Genomic DNA, 26,310 nt, shown 5'->3' with positions numbered 1-26,310 from the left:
AACCAACCTACTAGCCCAGCGACGATTGCTGTGGTTGCAGGTTGGTTTATTCGTGTTTTTAGCCTTATTTTTATCGAGATGAGACTCAAACGATACGAAGATCGCAAATCTGAGCCATTTTCAACGCTTAATCACCATCTAGCTTATTGCCAATGTTGCTTAATAAACGCCTCACGACCACCCATTTCTTCGATTTGATAACGGAATGGATTGCGTCGATAAAAGTCTTGGTGCTCGGCTTCTGCGGGATAAAATGGCTTCGCATCTTCAATGGTTGTCACAATCGGCTCAGCAAACTTACCGCTAGCTGCAAGTGCATCTCTTGAAGCAGTTGCAGTTCGACGTTGAGCTTCACTATTAACAAAAATTACTGGTCGATAACTGTCACCACGGTCCTGAAATTGGCCAGAAGCATCGGTTGGATCAGTCTGACGCCAGTAAATTTCGACCAAGTCAGCATAACTGATTACATCTGGGTCAAAAGTGATTTTAACCGCTTCAGTATGCCCAGTCGTGTGGCTGGCAACTTGTTCATACGTCGGATTAGCGACGGTACCACCAGTGTAACCTGAAATGACTGACTTGATCCCGGGCTGTTGATCAAACGGTTTGACCATGCACCAGAAACAGCCACCAGCAAATATTGCAGTCTCTGTCATCTAAATTCCTCCCGTTTATTAACTCAATTATTTAAATAAACTCTGATACTGACCATAACCAGCCTTTTCAAGGTCGGCAACTGGAATGAACTTCAGTGCTGCTGAATTAATACAATAACGAAGCCCGCCACGATCTCGTGGCCCATCTGGAAAGACGTGACCTAAATGTGAGTTTGCTTGTGTGCTAGTCACTTCTGTTCGATGCATGCCAAACGACTCGTCACGGTGTTCGTTAAGATTAGTCTGATCGATTGGTTTAGTGAAGGATGGCCACCCACAACCCGCATCATATTTGTCACGCGAGCTAAAGAGTGCTTGACCACTAACTACATCAACGTAAATACCTTCCTGGTAAAAGTTATCATACTCACCGCTAAATGGCCGTTCGGTCGCTGCCTCTTGAGTAACGGCGTATTGTTCAGGCGTTAGACGCTGTCGTAATTCACCTTGCTGTTTATCCATTACTATCAGTCCTTCCATAATTGAGTTGTGTACAATCTAATTACAGTATTTATCATACCCCAATCTAGCTAGAATGCAAAAAAGAAGCTCCAACAAGTGGTAGCTTCTTTTTAAATTAATCTGTAAATTAAGCGTTGAAGGCGTCCGTTAATTGAGGGACAACTTGCTTCTTACGTGAAACGACACCTGGTAAGCTTAACCGGTTGTTAGCAATCGTCTTACCAAAGGCTTTTTCAACAGGTTGCGTTGGGTTACCAACGACTAATAATTCCGAGTTACTATCTAAGATATTAGTAGCCAAGATTAAGAATAAATCATAGCCGTCACTCGCATTTTCGTCTTTTGCAGCAGCTTCTAAAGCAGCTTGACGCTTGAAAACATCATCCAAGTCAACTGTATTGATTTGCGCAACGCGCACGGTCTTGCCAGCCATTTCAAATGACTTCGCATCGGCATCGATTAATTCCTTTTCAGTCTTGCTGTCAAGGTTAGTGCCCGCTTTAAGCATTGCTAAACCATACGTTTCATAATCAATATCAGCAATTTTAGCTAAGTCTTTAACAACTGCCACGTCAGTTTCCGTTGTGGTTGGGGACTTTAAGAGTAACGTATCTGAAATGATTGCAGATAACATTAATCCAGCTAACTTGGCTGGAATTTCAATGTCATTTTCTTTGAACAACTTGTAAATGACAGTGCTGCAGCAACCAAGTGGTTCAGCCCGGTAGAATAATGGTTGTGCCGTGTCAAAACCAGCAATTCGATGATGATCAACCACGTGACTAACAGTTACGTCAGCAATGTCACCCACACTTTGTTGAGGTTCGTTATGATCAACAAGCATAACACTGTCAACTTCATCACTGGCCTTAGTAATCACCCGTAGTGCTGGTTCATCGAAGTAATCCAAAACAAATTGAGTTTCTTCGTTTGGTTCGCCTAATGCAACTGCTTCAGTGTCCGCTCCCATCTTATTTTCGTAGTATGAGAACGCCTTAGCCGCCACGATTGCGTCGGTATCAGGATTTTGATGTCCAAAAACTAATTCCTTACTCATTAGCACAAAACTCCCTTAAAACTTATTTTTGATTAATCTTTTGTAACCGTGAAATGTAATCTTCGGTCCGTAAGTAGGCATCAAATTCATCAAGGAAATTCTTGATTCGCGGAATTTGGTCCTTATCTTTACGGAAGACAAAATTTAAGTCAAACTTGATGGCTGGTTCAAATGACAACGTGTGGAGCTTATCAGTTGCCGGATTAGCCACCATAAATGAATTTGGCAACGCCGTGTTAGTATTAGTTGCTGCCACAAAGCGATAAATCTGTTGTGGCGTCGTAAACCGTGCGACTGCCGTTGGCAAATCAGCCAACTGGTTCTTATAAGATTCCTTAACCACTTGATCCAAGTAATAGTTTTCAGGATACGTCACCCATGGATTGAGCGTCGTATCTTTGAACTTGATGCGCTTCTTCTTCGCTAACTTCTCGTCACCCGAAATGAATAGCAATTCGTCTTGGATAATCTTCTTAGACTGGTATGGCTTCCAGTTCTTGATACTTTCATCAGGTAGGTACATGACTGCCAAATCAATCCGATTATTTTCTAATCGTTCCCAAATCTCTTTACGCGTCAGCATGTGCAACGAAATAATAACATTTGGATTGGCCTCGTAATACTTAATGGAAAAATCCTCAAATACATGGTCTTCAATTGAAGCTAGCACGCCAATATTGATTGTTCCTTGAGTAGCACTAGTTGTCTGCTGGATTTCATCAGTTGCCTTGTTCAATACACTATAAATACTGTGGGTTGCGTTAAGCATTGTGTAACCGGCGTCAGAGAGACGTAACTTTTTCCCAACGGAATAAAATAAAGGGGCACCAACGGTACGCTCTAGTTTTTTGATCTGTTGGGTCAATGCTGGTTGCGTAATTCCTAAAATTTGAGCTGCCTGTGTGTAATTCATAGTTTCAGCTAGTTGCAAGAAATACGTTAACGTTTTCGATGAGAAAATACTTTCTTGAGTTGTCTTCATGAATTTTACCTGATCCTTTCTTCTTATCGCCATCTTATGATATCTATAATTTTATACAAGATTCAAAGTGAAAGCAAGCGGTTGTTATTGGTAAATAAAGCTTAACTAATTCATAATCTTTTACCCTGTTATAATATTATCTTAATCGAATGCCCGTTAACGTGCAAGTATTCGCATTGGAAACTATACCGTTAGTGGGATCGGATGGATCTGCATAGAAACAGGTTCCCCTTCAGTATCAGTATCAACTACAAAAGAGCCATTAGAATAACGCGCACTAGTAGGATGATCATCATTCAAGATCGAATGGTGCTTACCACGATCAGTCAGCACATCAAGTGCAACCCCATTTGCGTCACTAGCAACTAAGACATAATCAGCGACCCGGTGTGGATTATTTTTCAACTCCCGTAAGACTTGAACGCCCCGCCGTGCACGACTTGTCACGGGTAAATCTGCCACCTTCATCTTCTTGAATGAACCCCGTTGCGTAATCATGGCAATCAAATCATCATCTGCGGCGATTGTTGCCCGTACAATGGCATCGTCGCGCAGATCCATAGATTTCACGCCGACCGCCTTCGCACCAATCGTTGGGACCTCGCTTAAATCATAACGAAGGCCATACCCATGTTGCGTTATCAGAATCAGGGTTCCCGTTGGTGCAGCTGGTAAGTATTCGACTGTTACAACGGTTGCATCGTCTGACTTCATTTTGATGAACTGGCTGGCCCGAGTCTTATAAGTTCGACCCGGCGTGTAATCAGCAAAGGCCGTTTGTTTGATATAGCCGTCACTAGTTGCCACTAAGAATTTTCCGGTAGCTTTAAGGTTCTCAAAAGAATAGACCCACGTGATGCGCTCGTTTTCAGCCAGCCCAATCGTCTGAGAAATGTGCTCACCGGTATCTTTCCATTTGGCGTCAGCAATTTCATAAATCGGCCGGTAAATGAGATGGCCCATGTTGGTGAACATCATTAAATGATCTAACGTGCTATTTTTAGCTAGATAGATCGGATAATCCTCATCTTTAAGCCCGTTATCATCGGGCTCAGACGCTGAATAAGAGCGTAAGCTGGTTCGCTTGATATAACCATCATGGCTAATCATAACAATGACGTCTTCTTGTGGAATCACGACCTCGGTCTTGACCTTTAATTCTTGAATTTCATTTTGAATCTCAGTCAAACGGCTCGTTGGATAGGCTTTTTGAACGGCCTTTAGTTCACGCCGTAAAACTTTATCGAGTTCTTTAGGCTCTGCCAGAATCAGCTGATAGGTTGCGATAGCCTTGGCCAGTTCAGCTGATTCTTTTTCTAGCTGCGTCACATCGGTATTGGTTAACCGATAAAGTTGCATTGTCACGATGGCTTCAGCTTGAATCTCAGAGAAATCGAATTGACTGACCAAGTTCTGTTTGGCGTCCTTCTTATCCTTGCTACCACGAATCGTTTTAATTACCTGGTCGAGGATGGACATCGCCTTGATTAATCCTTGAACGATGTGTTGGCGATCCATAGCCTTCTGTAAGTTAAATTGGGTCCGACGGGTTACAACGTCCCGTTGATGTTCCAAGTAGGCCGTTAGAATCGTTTTCAGCCCAACGTGTTCGGGCCGTTGATGATAAATGGCGACCATATTGAAGTTATAAGTAATTTGTAGATCGGTATTTTTGAGTAAGTAAGTCAGAATACCTTCTGCATTGACGTCACGCTTCAGTTCAATCACTACTGATAATCCCTGACGGTCACTTTCATCACGAACTTCGGCGATACCTTCGATCTTCTTCAGAATGCGAATTTCATCAATTTTTTTCACCAATTGCGCCTTGTTAACTTCATAAGGGATCTCTGAAACTTCAATCTGTGATTTATTCCCCTTAAGCGGTACGATCTTGGTTCGCGAACGCACGACGATACGCCCACGGCCAGTTTCATAGGCTTGCTTGATACCTGCTAAGCCTTGAATGATCCCCCCAGTTGGAAAATCGGGGCCCTTGACAAAGTCCATCAAATCTTCAAGCGTTGCCTTAGGGTGATTCATCAGGAATAAAATCGCATCAATGACTTCACTCAAGTTATGCGGCGGAATTTCCGTTGCATAACCGGCTGAAATCCCCGTTGCCCCGTTAACTAATAAGTTCGGAAAGCGGGCCGGTAAAACAGTTGGTTCGTACTCCGTATCATCAAAATTTAGGACCATATCGACAGTCTTTTTATCAATGTCTTGAAGCATTTCACCAGCGATTTTACTCAAACGTGCCTCGGTATACCGCATGGCGGCAGCCGGATCACCGTCCATGGAACCATTATTCCCGTGCATTTCAATCAGCGGTTCCCGTAACTTCCAGTCCTGACTAAGACGAACCATTGCTTCATAAATCGAAGAATCACCATGGGGATGAAAATTACCCATGACATTTCCGACTGATTTAGCGGACTTACGGAACGCTTTGTCAAAGGTGTTGCCATCCTGATTCATGGCGTATAAGATTCGTCGTTGTACTGGCTTCAAGCCATCACGGATGTCTGGCAAGGCCCGTTCTTGAATAATATATTTAGAATAACGGCCGAAGCGGTCGCCCATGACGTCTTCAAGGGTTAGTTCTTGAATTTTTGGTTGTTCAGTTGCCATTTTACGACCCCCTCTATTGTTTTAGCTGTTGTGCCAATTCTTCGTCGGCTTGCTCATGTGCGGATGAGACGGCCTCGTTATCTAGTAACGACCCGTCTTCGTCCAAATTAAAGTGGACGTTACTTTCGATCCATTTTCGACGAGGTTCAACTTTGTCACCCATTAACGTTGTGACCCGTTTTTCTGCTAAGGCAGCGTCATCGATTCGAACTCGGACTAAGGTCCGTTTTTCAGGATCCATGGTTGTTTCCCATAGCTGTTCCGCGTTCATTTCGCCAAGTCCCTTGTAGCGCTGGAGTGCATAGCCCTTACCAAATGACTTGGTCTTGAGCGTTAACTCTTCGTCAGTCCATGCATATTCCGTCCGTAACTGCTTGTTCTGCTTCTTTTGTAATCGATACAGCGGTGGCAACGCAATGTAGATTTTACCAGCGTCAATCATTGGCCGCATGTACTTATAAAAGAATGTCAGTAAGAGAATTTGAATATGGGCACCATCGGTATCGGCATCGGTCATAATAATGATCTTGTCATAATTACTGGCCTTAATATCAAATTCAGGACCAACACCCGCACCAATTGTGTAAATCATGGTATTAATTTCTTCATTCTTGACAATATCAGCTAATTTGGCCTTTTCGGTATTCAACACCTTACCACGTAATGGCAAAATTGCTTGGAACTTTCGATCACGCCCCTGTTTAGCTGAACCACCGGCCGAATCCCCTTCGACTAAGAATAATTCATTCTTCTTAGCGTTTTTAGACTGCGCTGGCGTTAATTTTCCAGAAAGTAACCGTTCCTGCTTATGACGCCGCTTACCGTTTCGGCTTTCATCACGGGCCTTACGGGCAGCCTCACGAGCCTGCCGAGCTTTGGTGGATTTGCGAATCAGCATTTGAGCAAATTCACCATTTTCCATCAAGAAGAATTGAAGTTGTTCACTCACAATATTATCAACAATCGTTCGTGCTTCGGGTGTTCCGAGCTTTTCCTTAGTTTGACCTTCAAATTGTAAGAGATTTTCCGGTACTCGTAATGAAATAACAGCGGATAACCCTTCACGGACATCGGAGCCTTCCAAATTTTTATCCTTGTCCTTCAATAGGCCAACCTTGCGAGCATATTCATTGAACGCTTTCGTCCAGGCACTGCGGAACCCTACTTCATGAGTCCCACCGTCTGGCGTCCGCACGTTATTGACGAATGACAACAAGTTTTCCGAATAGCCATCGTTGTACTGCGCAGCGACCTCAACTTCGACACCTTCCTTAGTGCCGTCAAAGAACATAATATCCCCGAGGGTGTCCTTATCTTCATTGAGGTAACTGACAAACGCCTTGATACCATCTTCGTAATGGAAGACCAGCTCTTGTTGTTGATTTTCCCGTTCGTCAGTCAGCGTGATTTTAACGCCTTTCAGTAAGAATGCGGATTCACGCAACCGTTCAGCCAACGTTTGAAAATTATAAACCGTCGTTGTAAAGATACTAGCGTCCGGCTTAAAAGTCATTGTCGTTCCAGTTGGCTTATTAGTCTTCCCTTTCTTTTCAAGGGTACCGACGGGATGACCCCCATCTTTGAAATGTTCAACGTAACGGTAGCCATCACGGACGATGGTTACCGTCAATTCGGACGACAATGCGTTAACGACGCTCGCACCGACCCCATGCAGCCCACCAGAAGTCTTATAACCACCCTGGCCGAACTTACCACCAGCATGCAAAACCGTGAGGATAACTTCAGGTGTTGGAATACCGGAAGCATGCATTCCAACTGGCATCCCACGACCATGATCGACAACGGTGATGCTGTTATCGGCGTGAATAATCACGTTGATTTCTTTACCATAGCCAGCTAAGGCTTCATCAACGGCATTATCGACAATTTCATAAACTAAGTGATGGAGTCCGCGGCCGTCTGTAGAACCGATATACATTCCGGGACGTTTCCGAACGGCTTCTAATCCTTCAAGTACTTGGATTGAAGAATCATCATATTTTGGGCTTTTCTTGGCCATTCTCACAACTCCTTTTATCTTTAAAAATCTACCTCAACTAGGTGCGGCTTTCAGGTAACCGTAATAAAATAGTCCTAAAAGCCCCAACCTGTCAAGGTACAATTATGTTAATTTCTAATTGTCACTTGTGGCTCTTCATCTGTTAGCATACACGTTAACAATTAAAATAGCAAACACACGTTCGTGTTTAAAACTATCTTTTAAAAGTTAAGCCACTTACTAGCTTACCTCATGTTGATTCTAAGCGCCAGTTCAATGAATAAACTTATTACTGGTCACGACTAGTTCTTAAAATGCGTGATTAATTTGACAGTTAGCGCTTTAAAGGCCCTAACCACCCGCTTTTAGGCACATAATAATTATCAAAAAATCATTTTATTTTCATAATTTGACACGCAATCATCATTTTTTAAACTAATTAATCCCCACAATCTTAAAAAGAATGCTAAAATATTGAGTGATTATATTGCAGGAGGAACCAACTTTGAAAATAATAATTATGCTGATCATCGCCTACTTAATTGGCGCGATTCCTTCGGGTGTCATTATTGGCAAATTTTTCTTTCACACTGATATTCGTCAAGCAGGTAGCGGTAATATCGGAACTACCAACACGTACCGGGTCCTAGGCCCGACCGCTGGGACAATTGTCATGGTGATGGATATTCTAAAAGGCACCATCGCAGCACTACAACCGACCTTGCTATTTCATATGAATAACCGGTATACCTTATTGATTGGACTAGCAGCTATTTTAGGACATACTTTCTCAATTTACATCGGCTTTAAAGGTGGTAAGGCCGTTGCCACGAGTGCTGGGATCTTATTGGCCTACAACTGGGAGTTCTTCTTAATTGCTAGTGCCATCATGTTATTATTGGTTTACACGACCAGTATGGTCAGTGTTGCTAGTATGACGGCTTTTCCAATCGTCACGTTGATTGCAATTTTTTACTATCAGGATTGGTTGCTATCACTCGTGGCCTTTGCATTGACCCTCTTCATCTTCTATCGGCACCGCAGTAATATTGCACGTATCAAAAACGGGACCGAATCATTGGTACACTTCGGACTTGGTTGGCGACGTCAGCAACGGGCTAACCGCAAATAATTATGTTACTTTCAAGACCATTTCATTACTGAGTGGTCTTTTTATTTAGGAACGGGTAAGCTTTGGTGCTGGGTTTGTATTTTTTTGCTTCTAGTTAAAGTAAGATGATACAATTCTTTATTTTGCTATCTTTTCAGACCACAATAAAAAACCGGTCAAACCTGTCGACCGGTTTCACTAAACCACAGTATTTTAGTCAGAAAAAGCTAATCGCATATTTAGCATCAAACGTCTGGTTCGCTGCAAGCCGATTAATGCCCATCTTATGGCTTAATTGACCATCGCTATCAACGTTATCCGCAATGCCCCACCATGGCTCTAAGCACACGAACGGCGCTTCTGCGGGGTATGGTGACCACATGCCGACGTATGGTGCATCTTCAATCGTCATCGCTACCCCATGATCATCCAGATCAGTGTCCAACATTAACGTCGTCTCGTGATGATTCAAATCCAAAATCAGGGCATCGTCCTTAAACAAATCCCGGCTAAGTGCTAATGGCTTGGTCAGGTCGAAGTCATCCGCATTTGCCGCATCGTTCAACGGTGCCTGTAATGGAATATGCGCGTAGACCTTTCGTGGTGCCACAGTAACCTTATAATCAGCTAGTGTGCCCGCCGGATCAGCGAGTGGTACGTTAAATGCTGGGTGCCCACCAACAGAAAATAACAGCTCTTGATTAGCTGGATTATGCACATTGTAGTTAACGGTCAATTCATGATCCGTCAACGTATAAATCAAACGTAATCGAAACGCGTACGGATACATCTCCCGCGTCGCACGACTATCGGTCAATTCAAATGTTGCTTGTGTGGCCGTTTGGTTGACGACCGTAAAGTCATTGTCGCGGGCAAAACCGTGTTGTCCCATGTGATAAGCCTGACCAGCAACAGTATACTGGTCATCCTTTAAACGACCAACGATTGGAAAAAGCACGGGTGCGTGCCGGCCCCAAAAAGTTTTGTCGGCCTGCCACATGTACTCAATACCGTCACTCGACTTGACACTACTTAATTCCGCCCCAGCTTCATTAATCAAAACGGTGAGGTACTCATTCTTTAATTCGACTGTCATCCGCGTAAACGCCCCCTTGATAAATTTTATAAGATGTAACGACTAAGATCCTTATCCTGTGCAATGTTACCGATTCGCTCGTTGACATAGCTTTCAGTGATTGTGACTTCGCCCATTTCCATGTCAGGACCTTCGTATAGCAATTCTTCCAAGAGCTTTTCCAAAATGGTGTGCAAACGACGGGCACCGATATTTTGTGTCTCATGGTTGACCTTATAGGCAATCGTGGCAATCGCTTCGATAGCTTCAATCGTGAACGTCACTTTAATGTTGTCCGTACCGATCAAGGCGATATACTGCTTAATCAACGCATTCTTAGGTTCCGTCAAAATCTTAACAAAGTCATCCTTGCTTAAATCGTCTAATTCGACTCGAATTGGAAAACGGCCTTGCAATTCAGCAATCAGATCACTAGGTTTACTTTCCGCAAAGGCCCCGGAAGCGATAAACAGAATGTGATCAGTATTGATGGGACCATATTTTGTTGAAATTTGCGACCCCTCAACGATTGGCAGAATATCTCGTTGAACCCCTTCACGTGAAACTTCACCGGAACCTTGCTGACCACCCTTAGTAATCTTATCAATTTCATCGATAAAAATAATCCCGGTATTTTCAGCACGGACAATCGCATCATGATAAATATCAGCGTTATTGACTAACTTTTCGGATTCTTCCCGGACTAAAATTTCTCGGGCCTCTGAGACTGGCATTGTCCGTTGGATCCGCTTCTTGGGCATTAAGGCACCTAAACTATCACCAAGATCAATACCCATTTGACCAAGCATGTTATTATTACCCGCGGCGGCTTGCTGGGGGTCATCCATCTCGATGGTAACCTCTGAGTTTTCTAAGCGCCCCGTTTTCAACTGATCGGCAACTGATAATCGTTGATTACGAACTTCATCGGTCACTTCTTCGTTACTTGAATCGTCAACGTTGGGGGTCTGGCCGTTTTGCATCTGGCTAAACATGTTCATCATGTTTTGGAACTCGTTACCATTGTTCTTAGCCTGCTTCTTTTGGGCTGGTACTAATAATTTGACGAGCCGTTTGTCAGCAGCCTGCACCGCTTGTGCCCGCACACCAGAATAAGCCTGTTGTTTTTCCATCTCGATAGCCACGTCCACTAAGTCACGAACCATGGATTCAACATCGCGACCAACATAGCCGACTTCCGTAAACTTAGTTGCTTCAACCTTCACAAACGGGGCGTGCACAATCTTAGCCAACCGCCGGGCAATTTCGGTCTTCCCGACCCCGGTTGGTCCGATCATCAGCATATTTTTGGGGGTAATTTCTTCCTGCATTTCAGCAGAAAGTTCCATCCGCCGATAACGATTACGTAGCGCGATCGCCACCGCTTTTTTAGCTTGGTTTTGACCAATAACATAATTATCAAGCGCGGCCACAATTTGTTTCGGTGTCTTATTGATTTCTTCCATGAGCGTTTCCTCCTACATTACAACGTTTCTGAGATCACATTATGATTGGTAAAGATATCAATGTCGCCGGCAATATGGATTGCCGCTTCAGCGACTTCCTTGGCACTCATATCCTTAGCATGTAGCTGCATTGCGCGAGCTGCGGCTAAGGCAAAGTTACCACCAGAACCAATGGCTAAGACGTCGTTATCCGGCGTGATTACTTCACCACTCCCAGAAACAAGTAACATGTCATCTTTGTTCATGACGATCAACAAAGCTTCCAATTTCTGTAACGCCTGGTCACTGCGCCATTCCTGGGCAAGCTCAACGGCTGCCCGTTGTAAATTCCCAGAAAATTCGTTGAGTTTCTTTTCAAAACGATCTTCAAGGTTAAACGCATCCGCGACACTCCCGGCAAAACCTACGACGACCTGATCATTATAAATCCGCCGAACTTTATGGGCTGTCCCTTTCATTACGACTTTTTCACCCATCGTGACCTGACCATCACCGGCCATGGCGTTATGGCCGTTTTGGCGAACGGCGCAAATGGTAGTTGCTTCAAATTTCGTTGTCATGTTCAGTCTCCTTTGTCGATTCCCGCGTTGCCCGTGGGAAAAATTGACGATAATCTTGTTGTAAATGTTCCTTTGTCACGTGCGCATAAATTTGCGTCGTTGACAAACTTGTATGACCTAACAGCTCCTGCACGGTCCGTAAATCGGCACCATTATTCAGCATCTGCGTTGCAAACGTGTGCCGGAGCATGTGGGGATGAATATCAGCCGTTAAACTACTTTTCTTAACGATTTGATTCAAGACATATTCGATTCCGCCGCCAGTAATGGGGCCGCCGTGACGATTAATAAACACCGTTTGGTGCGTTTGACCATACTTGGCCATCACGGGCTGCCGGCAGACGGTTTCGTAATGCTGAAGCGCGGTAGCCGCGTACCGACCAAATGGGACGTAACGTTCCTTGTCGCCCTTCCCACGAATCAACATCATTTTTAGGTCGTAATCAACGTCGGCTAATTGTAGATCGACACACTCACTCAGCCGAATCCCAGTACCATACAGGACTTCTAATAACGCCGCGTTCCGGGCCCCCATCACGCTATCATCCGCATAGACGGTTTGAAATAATACGTCCAGCTCCTTTTGATAGAAAAAACGGGGTAAGCGCGCCGCGTGTTTTTTGAGTTGGACGTACACGAAGGGATTCAATTTAGCTAAATCATTCTTAACCAAAAAGTTATAGAACGACCGCAAGCTTGAAACTTTCCGAGCAATTGAATTGCGGGTCAAGTGCCGGTCATATAAATGACTTAAATAGACGTTAACGTCCAACCGGTCAACTTCAGTATACGCTTTCGCGCCACCATTTGCCGTTAAGAAATCATTAAAAGCTTGAATGTCTTCCCGATAAGCAGCAGCGGTCTCTTCCGAATACTGTCGTTCAACCCGAATGTACTTTAAAAAGAGGGTTAAATAATCCGTTTCCATGCAAAAACCTCCATACGTTGCTACTTTAGCAAAGTATGGAGGAAAACACAATTATGCACCCTGTCAATGGGGCGATATTTTAGTTGTTAACGGTCAATGTTTCATCTTTAAAAGTCGTCAGGTCAGCCAAGGCCCGTTCAGAAATCGCCGTATTACGCTCACGCTTATCCCGAATGCGCTGTTTGAGTTTTGGCATAATGCCAAAGTTGGCGTTCATGGGCTGGAAGTTGCTAGCGCTCGTATGCGTGATATAGTGGGCCATCGCCCCCATCATCGTGTCCGTTGGAAAAACGACCGGTTCTAAACCAAGTGCTAAGCGCGCTGCGTTGGTTCCAGCAACGATGCCACTCGCTGCACTTTCAATATAGCCTTCGACGCCCGTCATTTGGCCCGCAAAAAACAAATCGGGCCGTTGCTGTGTCTGATAAGTTGGCGTTAATAGTTTCGGTGACTTCATAAAAGTATTACGATGCATGACGCCATAACGGACAAATTCAACGTTCTCCAGACCCGGAATCAGTGAAAAGACCCGTTTTTGTTCGCCCCACTTAAGATGAGTTTGGAAGCCGACAATATTATATAGATCACCAGCGGCATCATCTTGGCGCAACTGAACGACCGCAAAGGGTTGTTTGCCCGTCTTCGGATCTTCAAGGCCCACTGGTTTAAGTGGGCCAAATAGCATCGTTTGGCGCCCACGTTGTGCCATCACTTCGATCGGCATGCAGCCTTCAAAGACATCTGAATTTTCAAAATCATGCGCTTCGGCCATTTCGGCGTGAATCAACGCGTCATAGAAAACGTCAAATTCGGCTTCCGTCATTGGGCAGTTCAGATAGGCCGCTTCACCACGGTCATAGCGTGATTTGAGATACACCTTATCCATGTCGATCGAATCTTTCGTTAGAATCGGTGCGGCCGCATCAAAAAAGTGTAAGTCATCTTCGTCGTTAAACGCTTGAATCGATTTCGCTAAGGACGCTGCCGTTAATGGTCCAGTCGCTACGACCGTAATGCCATCTGGGAGACTAGTAATTTCTTCATTAATAATTTCAACATTAGGTAACGCGGTGATTGCAGCCGTGATTTCTGCAGAGAACGTATCCCGATCAACGGCTAGCGCACCACCAGCTGGGACAGCGTGGTGTTCAGCCGCTTGCATCACGATCGAATCCATCTGCCGCATTTCGGCCTTTAGTAGGCCCGCCGCGTTGGCTAATTGGTTCGCCCGCAGTGAGTTCGTGCACACTAATTCAGCAAATTGCGCCGTGTGATGGGCGGGAGTCATTTTGCTGGGCCGCATTTCATACAGCCGGACATTGACGCCCATATTAGCAATATGCCAAGCGGCCTCTGAGCCGGCTAAACCGGCGCCGATTACGTTTACTGTTGGTATTGATGCCATCCAGAATTCCTCTTTTCTTGTTGTCATACCATTGATAGTATTGTTGTCATCATACCTGAGAAACTAGCAGAAGACAACTAATGGCATCAGCAAATCCTGCAATGACATGTCCACCGTCAAGCTTAAAGCGAACATTAATTTAAACGGGCGTTTATTTTCCCGATAAAACACTTGTTAATCAGTTTAAATTACGAATTTTATCAACGTATTTTCAAAAATTGTACGCATTATTTGACAATACACAAAAAAAGATCATCCCCAGATGACCTTTTTTTCATTTATTTTTGAACGTTTTCGGTATAATCGCCATTCGGACAAAGCACTTGCTTGCCACCTTTGACCTTCTTTTCGACCAGGTAATGGCCATCCTTCGGGCAATCACGGCCAACCGGTTTATCCCAAGAGACAAAGTCACAATCTGGGAAGCGGGAACAACCATAAAAAATCCGGTTCTTCTTCGATTTCCGCTCAATGACCTGGCCCTTCTTACATTGCGGACAAACGACACCAATTTCTTTAACGATCGGCTTCGTATTACGACAATCCGGGAAACGGGAGCAGGCAAAGAATTTGCCGTAACGGCCCATCTTCACAACCATTGGCGCGCCACAAATATCACAATTGAAGCCCGCTAATTCGTCTTTGATTTGGATCTTCTCCATACTTTCCTCAGCCGTTGCGACTTCTTTAGAAAACGGCTTGTAGAAACTATCGACGACTTTAACCCAGTTTTCCTTACCTTCTTCAGTCGCATCCAACTGTTCTTCTAAACTGGCAGTAAAGCCGACATTAACGACATCCGGGAAGTATTCCTGAATAATATCGTTAACGATCTCGCCGAGTTCAGTCGGCACAAACCGGCGCGCTTCTAATTTGACGTAGTAGCGCCGCTGAATCGTATCCAGGGTTGGTGCGTACGTTGACGGCCGCCCCACACCATTTTCTTCCAATGCTTTGATGAGGTTGGCTTCAGAGTAACGTGCGGGTGGCTGGGTGAAGTGTTGTTGCGGATCAGTCTTCGATAACTTGACCACATCACCTTCACTTAAATCTGGTAAGACGTTATTCTTTTCCGTCTTATCGTAGATCTTCGTAAAACCAGCAAACTTCGTCTTCGACCCGTTCGCCCGGAATTGGACGTCATTTTGGTCGATCGTGACCGCCATTGTGTCAAGTACTTCGGGCGTCATCTGACTAGCCACAAACCGTGACCAGATCAGCTGGTATAACCGGAATTGATCCTTCGTCAAGTAGTCTTTGATGCTAGCTGGTGTCCGGAAGACGGATGAGGGTCGGATTGCTTCATGGGCATCCTGAGCGCCTTCTGGTAACTTGCCCTTGACAGGTTTGGTGGCTGCATATTCTGCGCCGTATTCTTTATGCAAGAATTGTGACGCTTCGTGCTTCGCAATCGACGAAATCCGCGTCGAGTCAGTCCGCATATAAGTGATTAAGCCGACGCTACCTTCCTTACCACCAACATTGATGCCTTCATATAATTGTTGTGCTGCCATCATGGTCTTACGCGTCCGGAAATTCAACTTCCGGTTGGCATCCTGTTGCATGGTAGAGGTTGTAAATGGCGGCGCCGGGAACCGTTTACGTTCTTTTTTGACGACTTTGACGACATTAAAATCGCCATTCCGGTCTAATTGGCCCAAGATTTTTTGCACCGCATCGTTGTCATCCAACGGTTGCTTCTTACCATGGGTTCCATAAAAACTTGCCATGAATTTGGAACGACCCTTTTGAAATTCACTATCGATCGTCCAATACTCTTGGGGTTTGAACGCTTTAATTTCATTTTCACGTTGAATGATCAAATCTAGCGCGATCGATTGCACCCGACCGGCCGATAACCCCTTTTTGACCTTTTTCCACAATAATGGACTAATTGAGTAACCCACTAACCGGTCCAAAATTCGCCGGGCCTGTTGGGCATCCACTAGGTCCATATCAATTGAACGCGGTTCCTTAAAAGCGTTTTTGACCGTATCCTTGGTGATTTCATTGAAGACGACCCGGTTTTTATCCTTAGGGTCAAGTCCTAATAAATAGGATAAGTGCCAAGCAATGGCTTCCCCTTCACGGTCCGGGTCAGATGCGAGGTACACGGCTTTGGCTTTTTTAGCCTCTTTCCGCAATCCTTTGATCACATCACCCTTACCGCGAATCGAGATATAGTGCGGTTCGTAGTCGTTATCCACGTCGACACCCATCTTGCTCTTCGGTAAATCCCGAATATGGCCCAGACTAGCGACGACTTTATAAGAACGACCTAAATATTTTTCAATCGTTTTTGCTTTAGATGGTGATTCCACGATCACCAATTTTTTAGCGGGTGTTTTGCTTTTCCGCTTGGTAGCAGTTTTAGTTGCGGTCTTCCGCTTTGCCGCCGGTTTGGCTTTAGTTGTACTTGCAGCCACTCGATCAGCTCCTTACAGGTTTCATTATCATTATTATAAATATCAGTTTAAGAAATCCCTGTAATCATATTTCAAAAATTTCGTGTTGTCAAATTTTTGGTAAAAACTCTTCTATTATATGTCGCGAATTTAAGACTGGTTTGGCCCCCGCAACGATCAATTGATTGCACCCAACTGAAAATGGTGCATCAATTGGTCCAGGTACCGCCAGAACGTTGCGATTGTTTTGTAACGCGATATTAGCAGTGATCAGACTCCCAGAATGGGCCTGCGCCTCGACCACGATAACCGTTTGGCACAGCCCGGCAATAATCCGGTTACGAGCAACGAAGTGGTATGGTTCCGGACCCACCCCCAGTGGGTACTCACTGATTAATAAACCGACCTGACTAATTTGTTGCTGCAGGTCACGGTGTTGACGGGGGTAACTAATATCCAGTCCGGTCCCAATCACCCCGATTGTCGGTAAGCTAAAACGAAGGGCGGTCCGATGTGCAAAACTATCGGCTCCCTTCGCTAGTCCACTGACAATGGTCAACTTTGCCGTTGCTAACGGTGCCAATAATTGTGTCGTGACCCGCTCCGCATACGATGTGGCCTGCCGAGCACCAACAACCGCAAGTTGACGTGTCGTTAGTAACGCACGCTGCCCGCGCAAAAACAACACTAATGGTGGTTGATAGGCTTCTAATAAGGCCGGTGGGTAATCATCATCCAAGATTGTTAAAATATCAAGCTGCGCATGGCGTTTTAGTCGCTGTTGAAACGCCATACTTTGCCAATCAGCGGTAAAACGCCCCTGCTGACTAGCAGTTAAATGGGCCAACTTACCTAATCGGCGGGGATCAGTGACGACCGTCTGAACCTGCCGACAGTGTTGTAACACGCGTACCATCCCGGCATACCCGATGCCGTGCGCTAAATGTAATCGAATCAATAAACTTCTTAATTGCATGTTATCACGACTCCTTAAGTTCGCCCTTGTTGACATTAGTCGTCAACGGAACGGCTTCTTTAAAGAGTAGTTACGGATTTAGACCCGCTTAGCATTTCGAACCGGTGAAAAAGATTGGCGATGAATCGGCGTAGCGCCGAGACTGGCCAACCCGGCCAAATGCTTAGCAGTCCCGTAGCCCATATTATCAGCAAAGTCGTACCCGGGATACACTTGATCATACATTGTCATTAAGTGATCCCGGACGACTTTGGCGACAATACTAGCCGCCGAGATGCTCGCGCTTTTCGCATCGCCCTTGATTAGACGGGTCTGTTCAATTGGTACCGGCACCTGCATCGCATCAACTAGTAAACGTGTTGGCCGGACGGACAGGTTACGGACGGCTTGGGCCATTGCGACTCGGGTCGCCTCATAAATGTTTAATTGATCAATTTGTTGGGCATCCGCAACGCCGATTCCCACGGCAACCGCTTCTTCTAGGATCCGTGGCATCAGGGCCGCCCGTTTCTTAGCGGTTAATTGCTTTGAATCATTGACTTCTAGCAAATCAAAATGATCGTCCAAGACTACAGCGGCAGTTACGACTGGTCCAGCTAACGGGCCGCGACCAACTTCATCGATCCCAGCAACGTATTGTCCGCCGTGGGCCCAAAAATCCCGTTCTAAACGCATATGTTGATTAAAACGTGTCACTAACGCCGCCTGTTTTTCAGCTTGTCGCAAATAGTGTTGATAAGCCTGTTGCACGCCCTTGCGAGGATCGGCTTGAGCCGCGGCTAGAAGCGCTGCCGTTGGTTGGTCAGCCAGTAGCCGTTTAAAATCCGCAATCGTTCGTTCAGGCATCGGGTTGATCCCCCGTTAAGTCGAGCGTAAAACGACCGAGCCGGCCCTTGCGAATATCTAAGAGGAAGGCCACGCAGAAACGTTCCCAGTCATCGCGCATCCCCGCATTTTTCGTCATCGCAATCAGTAATTCCGGATTTGGTAAGGCCAACTGCTCAGCCGTCAAATGATAACGATCGACTAAGCGTGCCGCGTAGTGCTGCTTGAAGAAGTCCAAGGCAAACAAAGCGACGTCATCGTTAGGATAGATATTTTCCTTAATCGCACCCGTGACGGCCAGCTTGGTACCAACGACTTGGTCTTCAAACTTCGGCCATAAAATCCCTGGGGTGTCGAGTAATTCCAATTTATTGGACGCTTTGAGCCACTGTTGGCCCTTGGTAACGCCCGGACGATCACCGACTTTGGCAATTTTTTTATTGACAATATGGTTTAATAAGGTCGATTTGCCAACGTTGGGGATACCGACACAAACTGCGCGGATTGGCCGATTAGTAATGCCACGGGCCGCAATTTTTGCTAACTTGTCAGCTAACATGTCACTAGCCGCTTGCGTCATTTGCTTACCAATCGTACGGCTACGTGAATCGACCGCGATCGCAACTTGACCCTGGTCTTCGTAATACTTGACCCAGTCAGCTGTCGCTTGGGGATCTGCCAAGTCCTTCTTGGTCATAATTAAGAGGTGTGGTTTTTGTTGAACCGTTTTTTCAATTTCTGGATTCCGGGAAGCCACTGGGATCCGGGCGTCGACCAATTCAAAAACAATATCAACTAAATGTAAATTGTCCTGAATTTGATGAATCGCCTTGGCCATGTGACCTGGGTACCATTGAATATTTGCCATTACGTTGTGCTCCTTTTTCTCGTGGCGTGAATGCCTTCAAACTTTGATCATTGTTAAAATTCTTTAGCAGCACTGGCTGTCAAGCCGATGCTGCTAGCTCCAGTGGCGACGCGCTTAAGTGCTGTGCACCAACCGCCACTAATGCACTCATTCAACGAAATCGTTGGTCGCTATGCCGCCCATGAACTAAAACACCGGACGCTTGCTAGTCCGGGACTGGCATGATGCAGCAATCTATATTTTACCATGTTTACACCGACCATGCTTTGAAACCGACCATTGATCTGCTGCCCAATACTTCCGCACGTTAATTTAGCTAACCGGAACATCGACACCATTTTATTGGCTGCAAGCTTGCGGTAGCTGTCAATTAGCTCGTTAGTCCAAACACATCGCATAACCGTCCTTAGCGTTAACGTCCACCGATACGATCATACACACAGTTCACCTACTACAAATGCAAATAAGCGCGACGTCACAGCCTTCATCATCAAGATGGCCGCAACATCGCGCTTGTTTGATTGTCGTTTGATAGCCGTCAGCTAATTAACTGACGTGACTTAATCCCAGAATTTAGCCGCAATCTTTTGTCCCTGATCAATCTTTGCCCACTGCTGAGCCGCCGTTAACTCGTTGCCTGAGTCACACGAAGCGAAGCCGCATTGATGAGATAAATATAACTGGTTCTTATTCAAAATTTGACTAGCTTGTGTCAGTAACCGTAACGCGCGATCTTCATCATCTAAGGTATTGGTCTTACTGGATAACAGGCCCAAGACGACTTCCACATTCGGCCGGTCCTCAAGTACCTTGAGCGCTGAAAGATCACCGGCGCGGTCATCGTCCCATTCAAGGAAGAAACGGTCGTAGTGTTGGTCATGCAGGAATTTCTTAGCAATCGTATTGTAACTGCCTTCTGCAAAGTGCCGACTTTCATAATTACCACGACAATTATGCGTCCAAACTTTCAACCCTAATTGATGGCCAAAATCAACTAACTCATTATTGGTGTTGACGGCTACATCAGCTAATTCTTGGAGACTGCCATTTCCAGCACCAAAGGGACTTTGCTGATTATCACTGGCAAACACTTCCCACAAGCAGTCATCGAATTGGATGATTTTGCCACCCGCAGCTTGATAATCCGTTAAGAATTCTTTATACGCCCCGAGTAAGCCTGCATGCAAGTCATCAACAGTTTTGTAAATCTGGTCAGGGCCATATAGCTTATCGATGTATCCAAACTCAACAAAGGCGTGTGCGGGACTCCAGATCGTTAATTTAACGTCATTACCATCGGCTTGTGACTTAAGTTGCTGATAAATATCGATAAAATGATGATGCTTGCCAGAAAGTGGTGCTGTGATTTCAATGCCAATATCTTTACGTGTTTCAAAATCACTGCCGTCATGATCGCGAAAATTATAACCTTCATCCGCAATAAACCGCCGAACACCACTAAACCCCCAAATAAAATCCAAATGCCACATTGACTTCGTATATTCGCCATCCGTTAGCACATCAATCCCATGCGCCTTTTCGGTGGCAATCACCGTCTTCACTGCCGCTGTTTCGGCAGCCTGGTAGCCCGGCAAAGCCTCATAAAATGGGTATTGAATATCGTCACGATGTTCGATTTGATTTTTATAAGTAAGTAAACTAGCCGGGCGTAAGAGTGAGCCGACCAATTGGAAATGTGTTTTTGTCATAATGTAATCATCCTCCGTGTCTGTCTTAATGAGTTTATTATAACAATCTGATTAAAGAATAGATAAGACTGATTGCATTGATGATATAATAGGCAATACCTATAACCTAAATAATTTATTCAATCACACCAGCTACAATCATGCGTTAATTAGATACTGAAACCAGACATTTCTCAGGAGGTGTACTTAATGCGTATTCAACAATTGCGCTACTTAGAAAAAATTGCCACGACTGGCTCGATCAACGAGGCGGCCAAACAGTTATTTATCAGCCAACCCTCATTATCCCAAGCAATGAAAGAACTCGAAAAGGAATATCAAGTACAGCTGTTTTATCGTCATAAAACGGGGATCACTTTGACGGATACGGGCCGTGAATTCATTAACTATTCTCGCAGTGTCCTCGACCAAGTTAATTTACTCAACGAACATTTTGGTCAGGGAACCGTTCGCAAGCGTATCTTTAGTGTCTCTGCGCAACACTATGCGTTTGTCGTGAACGCCTTTGTCGAATTAGTCAAGGAAATTGGTGGCGATACCTATCAGTTCACATTACGCGAGACTGAAACGGCCAACGTGCTCAATGACGTTCAGACTTTGAAAAGCGAGCTCGGCGTCATTTATCTTAATAAGTTCAATCAGACCGTGCTTAGCCGTTTGATTGCTGACAAAGACTTAAGCTTCGTACCGCTATTCGAGGCTCGCCCGCATGTTTTCGTCGGTCGTGATAACCCATTAACGCACAAGCAAGAACTGACTTTGGATGACCTACGAGACTATCCCTACCTCTCTTATGAGCAAGGCGATACGAGTTCCTTTTATTTTGCAGAAGAAATCCTCAGTACGCTACCTCATAAAAAGCATATCCGCATCAGTGATCGGGCAACGATCTTCAACTTGATGGTGGGTTTAAACGGCTATACGATCAGTTCAGGCATCATCAGCAGCGAACTCAATGACGAAAAAATTGTGGCGATTCCACTAAAAGTGGATGATGCAATGACCCTTGGATACCTGCGCCATAAGAAAATCGAATTGAGCGCTACGGCCCAGCGCTATTTGACACTATTGAAACAGCACATTCAAGGATATGGCTTTGACGTTTTTAATAATAATTGACTGATCGACACATGACGTGACTGAATTCATTTTTTGTTAACAACAGCATACAGACGAAAAAATACGACATTCAGGTTGAATGCCGTATTTTAGTTTGGTTTAGCTACTCGTTTGTTTCAACATCCAATGCATGTTTGGCCGCAAGCGCACGACCAAAATCAGTTTCATCAAAATGATCAATGATTTGCTGAAGCGCGGTCGCACTTAAACTGGCCCCAAATAACGGACTGCCGGGTTCAGTCATAATACCATCCGCCAGTCGGGGATAGCTAATGGGATCAAACCCAAGCGTCTCCACAAAGTGGGCCACAGTTGCTACGGCTTGGGGCTCATCACCAGCTACCAATAGGGCCTTCCGCGCCGGATCGCCATTAGGTCTGGCGTCTTCTTGCAGATTATGATAACCCATATGGTTCAGTGTTTTAACCAGATGGCTCCCTTTGAAGTATTGCTGGACTTGTTCGCTGGAAGACGTCTGGGGATCCAGAACTTCTTCCCGTACCCCGTCTGTTTCCCACCAATAATTCATAGCGTCAATTACAAGTTTGCCATCAAGCGCCGTAGCCGGGATTTGCCGGTAACGACTCAGCGGTAATGCTAAAATAATTAACTCACTGTTGGCGATGACATCCTGATTTTCCGACGCAATTGCACCCGGAACTAGTGTTTGAATCGTTAGTTCAATTTTGCTTACTTTGCCAGAGCCCGAAATGCGAACGTCATACCCGGCCGCCAATGCCAGTTCCGCTAAGACGATACCAACTTTACCGGCGCCGAGGATTCCAACGTTTTTGACTGTCATTTGGTCGTCACCTGCTTCGCTTGTAAAATAGTTTTAACTTGTGGAATCACCTGTGTCGCATACAATTCAATCATCCGTTCACGTTGAGCCGCCGTTTGATTACCGGCCCCGTATACCAAGTCAAAGCGCCCCAGCCCTAGTGTTTCAATCGTCGTCGCGATCCGTTGCGCAACCACGGTCGGCGTTCCAACATAAAACGACCCGTATTTTGTTTCACGGTCAAATTGTTCGTGACTCATTGGCGCCCATCCCCGGGTCAATCCAATGCGATCAAAATTAGCTTTGATATTTTGATAAGCCACCGTCAAGGCCTCATCCTGATCATCCGCAATGAATCCATGCGAATGCACCGCAATCGGATAAGCTGGCTGATTGAACTTTTTAGCGGCTTCGTGATACAGTTTGATATACGGTTTAAATCGGTCCGCCCGGCCACCGATGATTGCAATGATGACTTTATAGCCAATCTTAGCCGCGCGAATAATTGATTCTGGTGAACCACCAATCCCAATGTAAGTCTCAAGTTCACCAGTAGCTGTCTTTGGATACACGTCTTGATTCGTTAACGAAGCCCGAAACTTACCCGACCAAGTCACCGGCTTTTCCGTTCGCAATTGGTCATATAGTGCGAGTTTTTCGTTAAATAGGTCATCATAATCCGTCAAATCATAGCCAAATAACGGGAACGATTCGGTAAACGACCCCCGTCCTAACATCACTTGGGCGCGCCCATTAGACAGGCCGTCTAACGTTGCAAACCGTTCATAAACTCGAACCGGGTCATCGGAACTCAGCACCGTTACTGCTGACGCTAATTTGATGTGCTGGGTCACGGCAGCGGTGGCTGCTAACACCGTTTCCGGACTTGAGACACTGTAGTCTGGTCGGTGATGTTCACCAATGCCAAAAACATCCAGCCCATACTGATCCGCTAACTGACCTTCGCGCACGATTTGGCGCAATGACTCTCCCGCCGACTGTAAACTACCATCCGTTTTCGCCACAATATCCCCAAATGTTTCTAACCCAAATTCTAGTTGATTAACATCAATCATCTTAATGCCCCCATTACTTTTGTTTTGCTTACTTTTAGTAAGTGGTTGATGTTAATATATCGTATTATCTCTTTAAATGCAACTGATAGGCACAGCTTGACAGTCACCTTCAATCATGATTAAAACAATCTGCCAATTGGATGAATTCCGGTTCGGTAGTAATTCAGCGATACAAGCATCGCACAGAATAAAAAGAGGTATTCAATTAGAATACCTCTCCGTAAGTTGTTCCGAACCAATCATCATTGCAAAAATCAAGTTTGCACATGCTATCTAGCTCTGGGCCTGCCGTTGCGTCTCATGACGTTGTGCCCATAAGTTGATCACTAAAGCGACAATCATTAATCCGAACGCAACAATCATGATATTTTGTAGTCCAGTGTGTAAGATGCCACGCATCATCGGCACTAGGTGCGCTGGTAGCCGGCCCGCCCGACTAGCATCACTTAACTGGTTCATCATCGCCATGGTGATTTTACCATCCGATCGTGCCACCCCACTAGTCAGAGCTTGGTTCATGATTAGCCCAAAGATAGCCGTGGTAAACGTCTGGCTGAGCATCCGAATCAAATAACTAAACGAAGTCGCAACTGGAATGTCACGTTGATCAGCGTCTACTTGGACCTTAACCTGCAGCTCATTAAAGCAGGCCCCATTGCCCCAACCTTCAAAGAAGCCAGCTAAGAGTAAGACCCAGTATGGAAGCTTAACACCGCCAATCATCAATGGAACGAAGGTCAGCGTCAAAATGATAATATTGATCGTCAAGACGCGATGGGGCGTCAAGTGCCGCCGCATGCGGGGAACTGATTCACTACCCCCAAAATTAGCAAAAGCACTTGGAATCTGCGTGGCTCCCCCAATTAACGCTGACGTCCCTAGCAAGCCCTGAGCCCACATCGGACTGTACGTCAAAAAGGCAACGAACGCGCCCCAAATAAGCACAAATAAGACGAAATCGACCACTAACGGCGCGTTCTTAAACAGGCGGCCCGGAATAACCGGGTCCACAGCGCGACGTTCCACGATGGTTAAACTGCCCAACACAATGAGCGCCCCCACGATCACGATCGCGACAATCCATAACGACACCATGCCGATCAGTTCAATACCACCAAGCAAACTGATGATCCCAACCGCCATCAATAACGCCCCTGCACGATCCATTGGTTGCAAGTTATGTTCCCGCTTAGGTTCTTGATAGAAGATTTGTAACAGCACGGCTGAGACAATCCCAATTGGTACGTTGAGGTAAAAGATCCAGTGCCAAGACCACACATCGACAATCACACCACCGACCATGGGGCCAATAATCGTTGCCATACTAAAGCAAGCCGAGACTAGTCCCAGTGCCCGCATTCGATCACGCGGATTCTTAAAAATGTCCGCATACATGATGTAAGGTAAGGAAATCATCCCCCCGTTGCCGAGACCCGCAACACCCCGAGCAATAATCAAAAACCAGATGTTGGGTGCTAATCCTTGTAGTAAGGAGCCGACAATAAAGAGTGCCGTCGTCATTTGATAAGCTCGCTTATTACCAAAGCGCTCACCCATTTTTGACCAGATCAAGGTCGAAACTGCCGTTCCTAGTAAGAAAACAGCGACGATCCACGCCATTAACCGTAGACCGTGTAAATCCGCAATAATTGCTGGTAGCGCCGTATTCACATTCGTACTATCGATACCAGCCATAACGTTCGATAGTAACAGGGCGCCCTGAACAAAATAAATGGCCCGTCGATTCACAACAAAACTTCTTTCTATAATTGCTAAACATCTCGTCAGTCGTTCAGCTAAAAGTTACCTCAATCCAACCCGTTGAAATTCACTATTTCATACTGATCAATTAACGCACAATTTCTAGTATACCGCTTTACCCCCACCGCAAGGCAAGTCTAAATCTTGATTTAAATTCATGATGAACAAGACTTTCCACTGCCGATTTATAAAGCACCCGTGACAAGCCATTTTTGAGCCTAATTCGTAGATCCACCTCCATCTTGTCAAAGCTTCGTTGACGGTACCGCATTAAAATTCCGCAACTAAAAAGGCATAACCGAAAGCCATGCGGATTTCGGTTACGCCTTTTAAAATGGGTCTATGATATTTAGTGTTGATGGATAAAATCCATCAACACTATTTTTATGTACAACAAAAGGACATATCGTCCTGTGCTACAATCAAGTCGACCAAAACCAATTGAAAGCGAG

Annotated in this window: 22 protein-coding genes; 3 read left to right on the top strand and 19 right to left on the bottom strand. The window is 45.3% G+C overall.

Annotation, left to right across the window (positions count from 1 at the left end):
• Positions 1-143: 143 nt before the first annotated feature.
• From msrA to parE, 6 genes are all read right to left on the bottom strand, one after another.
• Entirely contained in the window at positions 144-659 is a 516-nt protein-coding gene (msrA, locus tag MZO41_RS15300; RefSeq protein ID WP_003640552.1) for a peptide-methionine (S)-S-oxide reductase MsrA, read from the bottom strand.
• A gap of 27 nt (positions 660-686) precedes the next feature.
• Complete coding sequence (msrB, locus tag MZO41_RS15295) at positions 687-1,121, bottom strand: peptide-methionine (R)-S-oxide reductase MsrB (RefSeq protein WP_003644417.1); 435 nt, start codon at positions 1,119-1,121, stop codon at positions 687-689.
• Positions 1,122-1,248: 127 nt separating this feature from the next.
• Positions 1,249-2,178 (bottom strand): manganese-dependent inorganic pyrophosphatase, encoded by a 930-nt coding sequence (locus tag MZO41_RS15290; protein ID WP_013355553.1) that lies wholly within the window; start codon positions 2,176-2,178, stop codon positions 1,249-1,251.
• Positions 2,179-2,200: 22 nt separating this feature from the next.
• Positions 2,201-3,160: a LysR family transcriptional regulator gene (locus MZO41_RS15285; RefSeq protein ID WP_013355554.1), complete on the bottom strand. Its 960-nt coding sequence runs from the start codon at positions 3,158-3,160 to the stop codon at positions 2,201-2,203.
• A 183-nt stretch (positions 3,161-3,343) separates the two neighbouring features.
• The gene (gene parC / locus MZO41_RS15280) at positions 3,344-5,794 is read right to left on the bottom strand and encodes a DNA topoisomerase IV subunit A (protein ID WP_003640556.1); all 2,451 of its coding nucleotides are present in this window, start codon (positions 5,792-5,794) and stop codon (positions 3,344-3,346) included.
• Between the two features lie 13 nt (positions 5,795-5,807).
• Entirely contained in the window at positions 5,808-7,814 is a 2,007-nt protein-coding gene (gene parE, locus MZO41_RS15275; RefSeq protein WP_003640557.1) for a DNA topoisomerase IV subunit B, read from the bottom strand.
• 484 nt (positions 7,815-8,298) lie between these two features.
• Here parE and plsY point away from each other — a divergent pair, with 484 nt between their 5' ends.
• A complete protein-coding gene (gene plsY, locus MZO41_RS15270; protein WP_003644419.1) occupies positions 8,299-8,925 on the top strand; it encodes a glycerol-3-phosphate 1-O-acyltransferase PlsY in 627 nt (208 codons plus the stop codon).
• 196 nt (positions 8,926-9,121) lie between these two features.
• Here the strand turns inward: plsY and MZO41_RS15265 are convergent, their stop codons facing one another.
• The 9 genes from MZO41_RS15265 to ylqF all read right to left on the bottom strand — a co-directional run bounded on the left by MZO41_RS15265 (position 9,122) and on the right by ylqF (position 19,412).
• Positions 9,122-10,000 carry an aldose 1-epimerase family protein gene (locus tag MZO41_RS15265; protein ID WP_003640559.1) on the bottom strand — a complete coding sequence of 293 codons (879 nt, stop codon included), beginning with the start codon at positions 9,998-10,000 and terminating at the stop codon, positions 9,122-9,124.
• Positions 10,001-10,026: 26 nt separating this feature from the next.
• Positions 10,027-11,445: an ATP-dependent protease ATPase subunit HslU gene (gene hslU, locus MZO41_RS15260; protein WP_003640560.1), complete on the bottom strand. Its 1,419-nt coding sequence runs from the start codon at positions 11,443-11,445 to the stop codon at positions 10,027-10,029.
• Positions 11,446-11,462: 17 nt separating this feature from the next.
• The gene (hslV, locus tag MZO41_RS15255) at positions 11,463-12,005 is read right to left on the bottom strand and encodes an HslVU peptidase proteolytic subunit (protein WP_003638820.1); all 543 of its coding nucleotides are present in this window, start codon (positions 12,003-12,005) and stop codon (positions 11,463-11,465) included.
• Positions 11,989-12,933, bottom strand: a complete 945-nt coding sequence (gene xerC / locus MZO41_RS15250; protein ID WP_003640561.1) for a tyrosine recombinase XerC — start codon at positions 12,931-12,933, stop codon at positions 11,989-11,991. Before xerC ends, hslV begins: the two co-directional genes overlap by 17 nt.
• Positions 12,934-13,012: 79 nt before the next feature.
• A complete protein-coding gene (trmFO, locus tag MZO41_RS15245; protein ID WP_013355556.1) occupies positions 13,013-14,338 on the bottom strand; it encodes an FADH(2)-oxidizing methylenetetrahydrofolate--tRNA-(uracil(54)-C(5))-methyltransferase TrmFO in 1,326 nt (441 codons plus the stop codon).
• A 278-nt stretch (positions 14,339-14,616) separates the two neighbouring features.
• Positions 14,617-16,764 carry a type I DNA topoisomerase gene (gene topA / locus MZO41_RS15240; RefSeq protein ID WP_003645027.1) on the bottom strand — a complete coding sequence of 716 codons (2,148 nt, stop codon included), beginning with the start codon at positions 16,762-16,764 and terminating at the stop codon, positions 14,617-14,619.
• Positions 16,765-16,852: 88 nt separating this feature from the next.
• The gene (gene dprA, locus MZO41_RS15235; RefSeq protein ID WP_013355558.1) at positions 16,853-17,719 is read right to left on the bottom strand and encodes a DNA-processing protein DprA; all 867 of its coding nucleotides are present in this window, start codon (positions 17,717-17,719) and stop codon (positions 16,853-16,855) included.
• Positions 17,720-17,797: 78 nt separating this feature from the next.
• The gene (gene rnhB, locus MZO41_RS15230; protein WP_003640565.1) at positions 17,798-18,565 is read right to left on the bottom strand and encodes a ribonuclease HII; all 768 of its coding nucleotides are present in this window, start codon (positions 18,563-18,565) and stop codon (positions 17,798-17,800) included.
• Complete coding sequence (gene ylqF, locus MZO41_RS15225) at positions 18,558-19,412, bottom strand: ribosome biogenesis GTPase YlqF (protein ID WP_003640566.1); 855 nt, start codon at positions 19,410-19,412, stop codon at positions 18,558-18,560. The genes rnhB and ylqF overlap by 8 nt, the downstream gene beginning before the upstream one ends.
• Before the next feature lie 102 nt (positions 19,413-19,514).
• On the opposite strand from ylqF, the gene MZO41_RS16905 reads away from it, so the two are divergent.
• A complete protein-coding gene (locus MZO41_RS16905) occupies positions 19,515-19,637 on the top strand; it encodes a hypothetical protein (protein WP_257900240.1) in 123 nt (40 codons plus the stop codon).
• A 335-nt stretch (positions 19,638-19,972) separates the two neighbouring features.
• On the opposite strand, the gene MZO41_RS15220 is transcribed toward MZO41_RS16905, so the two are convergent.
• On the bottom strand, positions 19,973-21,121 hold the full coding sequence (locus tag MZO41_RS15220; protein WP_003640567.1) for a cobalamin-independent methionine synthase II family protein: 1,149 nt from the start codon (positions 21,119-21,121) through the stop codon (positions 19,973-19,975).
• Positions 21,122-21,310: 189 nt separating this feature from the next.
• On the opposite strand from MZO41_RS15220, the gene MZO41_RS15215 reads away from it, so the two are divergent.
• Positions 21,311-22,240: a LysR family transcriptional regulator gene (locus MZO41_RS15215; RefSeq protein ID WP_013355560.1), complete on the top strand. Its 930-nt coding sequence runs from the start codon at positions 21,311-21,313 to the stop codon at positions 22,238-22,240.
• 103 nt (positions 22,241-22,343) lie between these two features.
• Here the strand turns inward: MZO41_RS15215 and MZO41_RS15210 are convergent, their stop codons facing one another.
• The 3 genes from MZO41_RS15210 to MZO41_RS15200 form a co-directional block, all read right to left on the bottom strand.
• The gene (locus MZO41_RS15210) at positions 22,344-23,042 is read right to left on the bottom strand and encodes an NADPH-dependent F420 reductase (RefSeq protein WP_013355561.1); all 699 of its coding nucleotides are present in this window, start codon (positions 23,040-23,042) and stop codon (positions 22,344-22,346) included.
• A complete protein-coding gene (locus MZO41_RS15205; RefSeq protein ID WP_003640571.1) occupies positions 23,039-24,097 on the bottom strand; it encodes an LLM class flavin-dependent oxidoreductase in 1,059 nt (352 codons plus the stop codon). Before MZO41_RS15205 ends, MZO41_RS15210 begins: the two co-directional genes overlap by 4 nt.
• Before the next feature lie 273 nt (positions 24,098-24,370).
• Positions 24,371-25,846 carry an MFS transporter gene (locus tag MZO41_RS15200; RefSeq protein ID WP_003640572.1) on the bottom strand — a complete coding sequence of 492 codons (1,476 nt, stop codon included), beginning with the start codon at positions 25,844-25,846 and terminating at the stop codon, positions 24,371-24,373.
• Positions 25,847-26,310: the final 464 nt, after the last annotated feature.

This window comes from Lactiplantibacillus sp. C232 (assembly GCF_023806725.1).
In the GTDB taxonomy this organism is placed as follows: Bacteria; Bacillota; Bacilli; order Lactobacillales; family Lactobacillaceae; genus Lactiplantibacillus; species Lactiplantibacillus plantarum.
The sequence above is the reverse complement of the archived record's forward strand: the minus strand, read 5'-3'. Positions and strand labels throughout refer to the sequence as shown.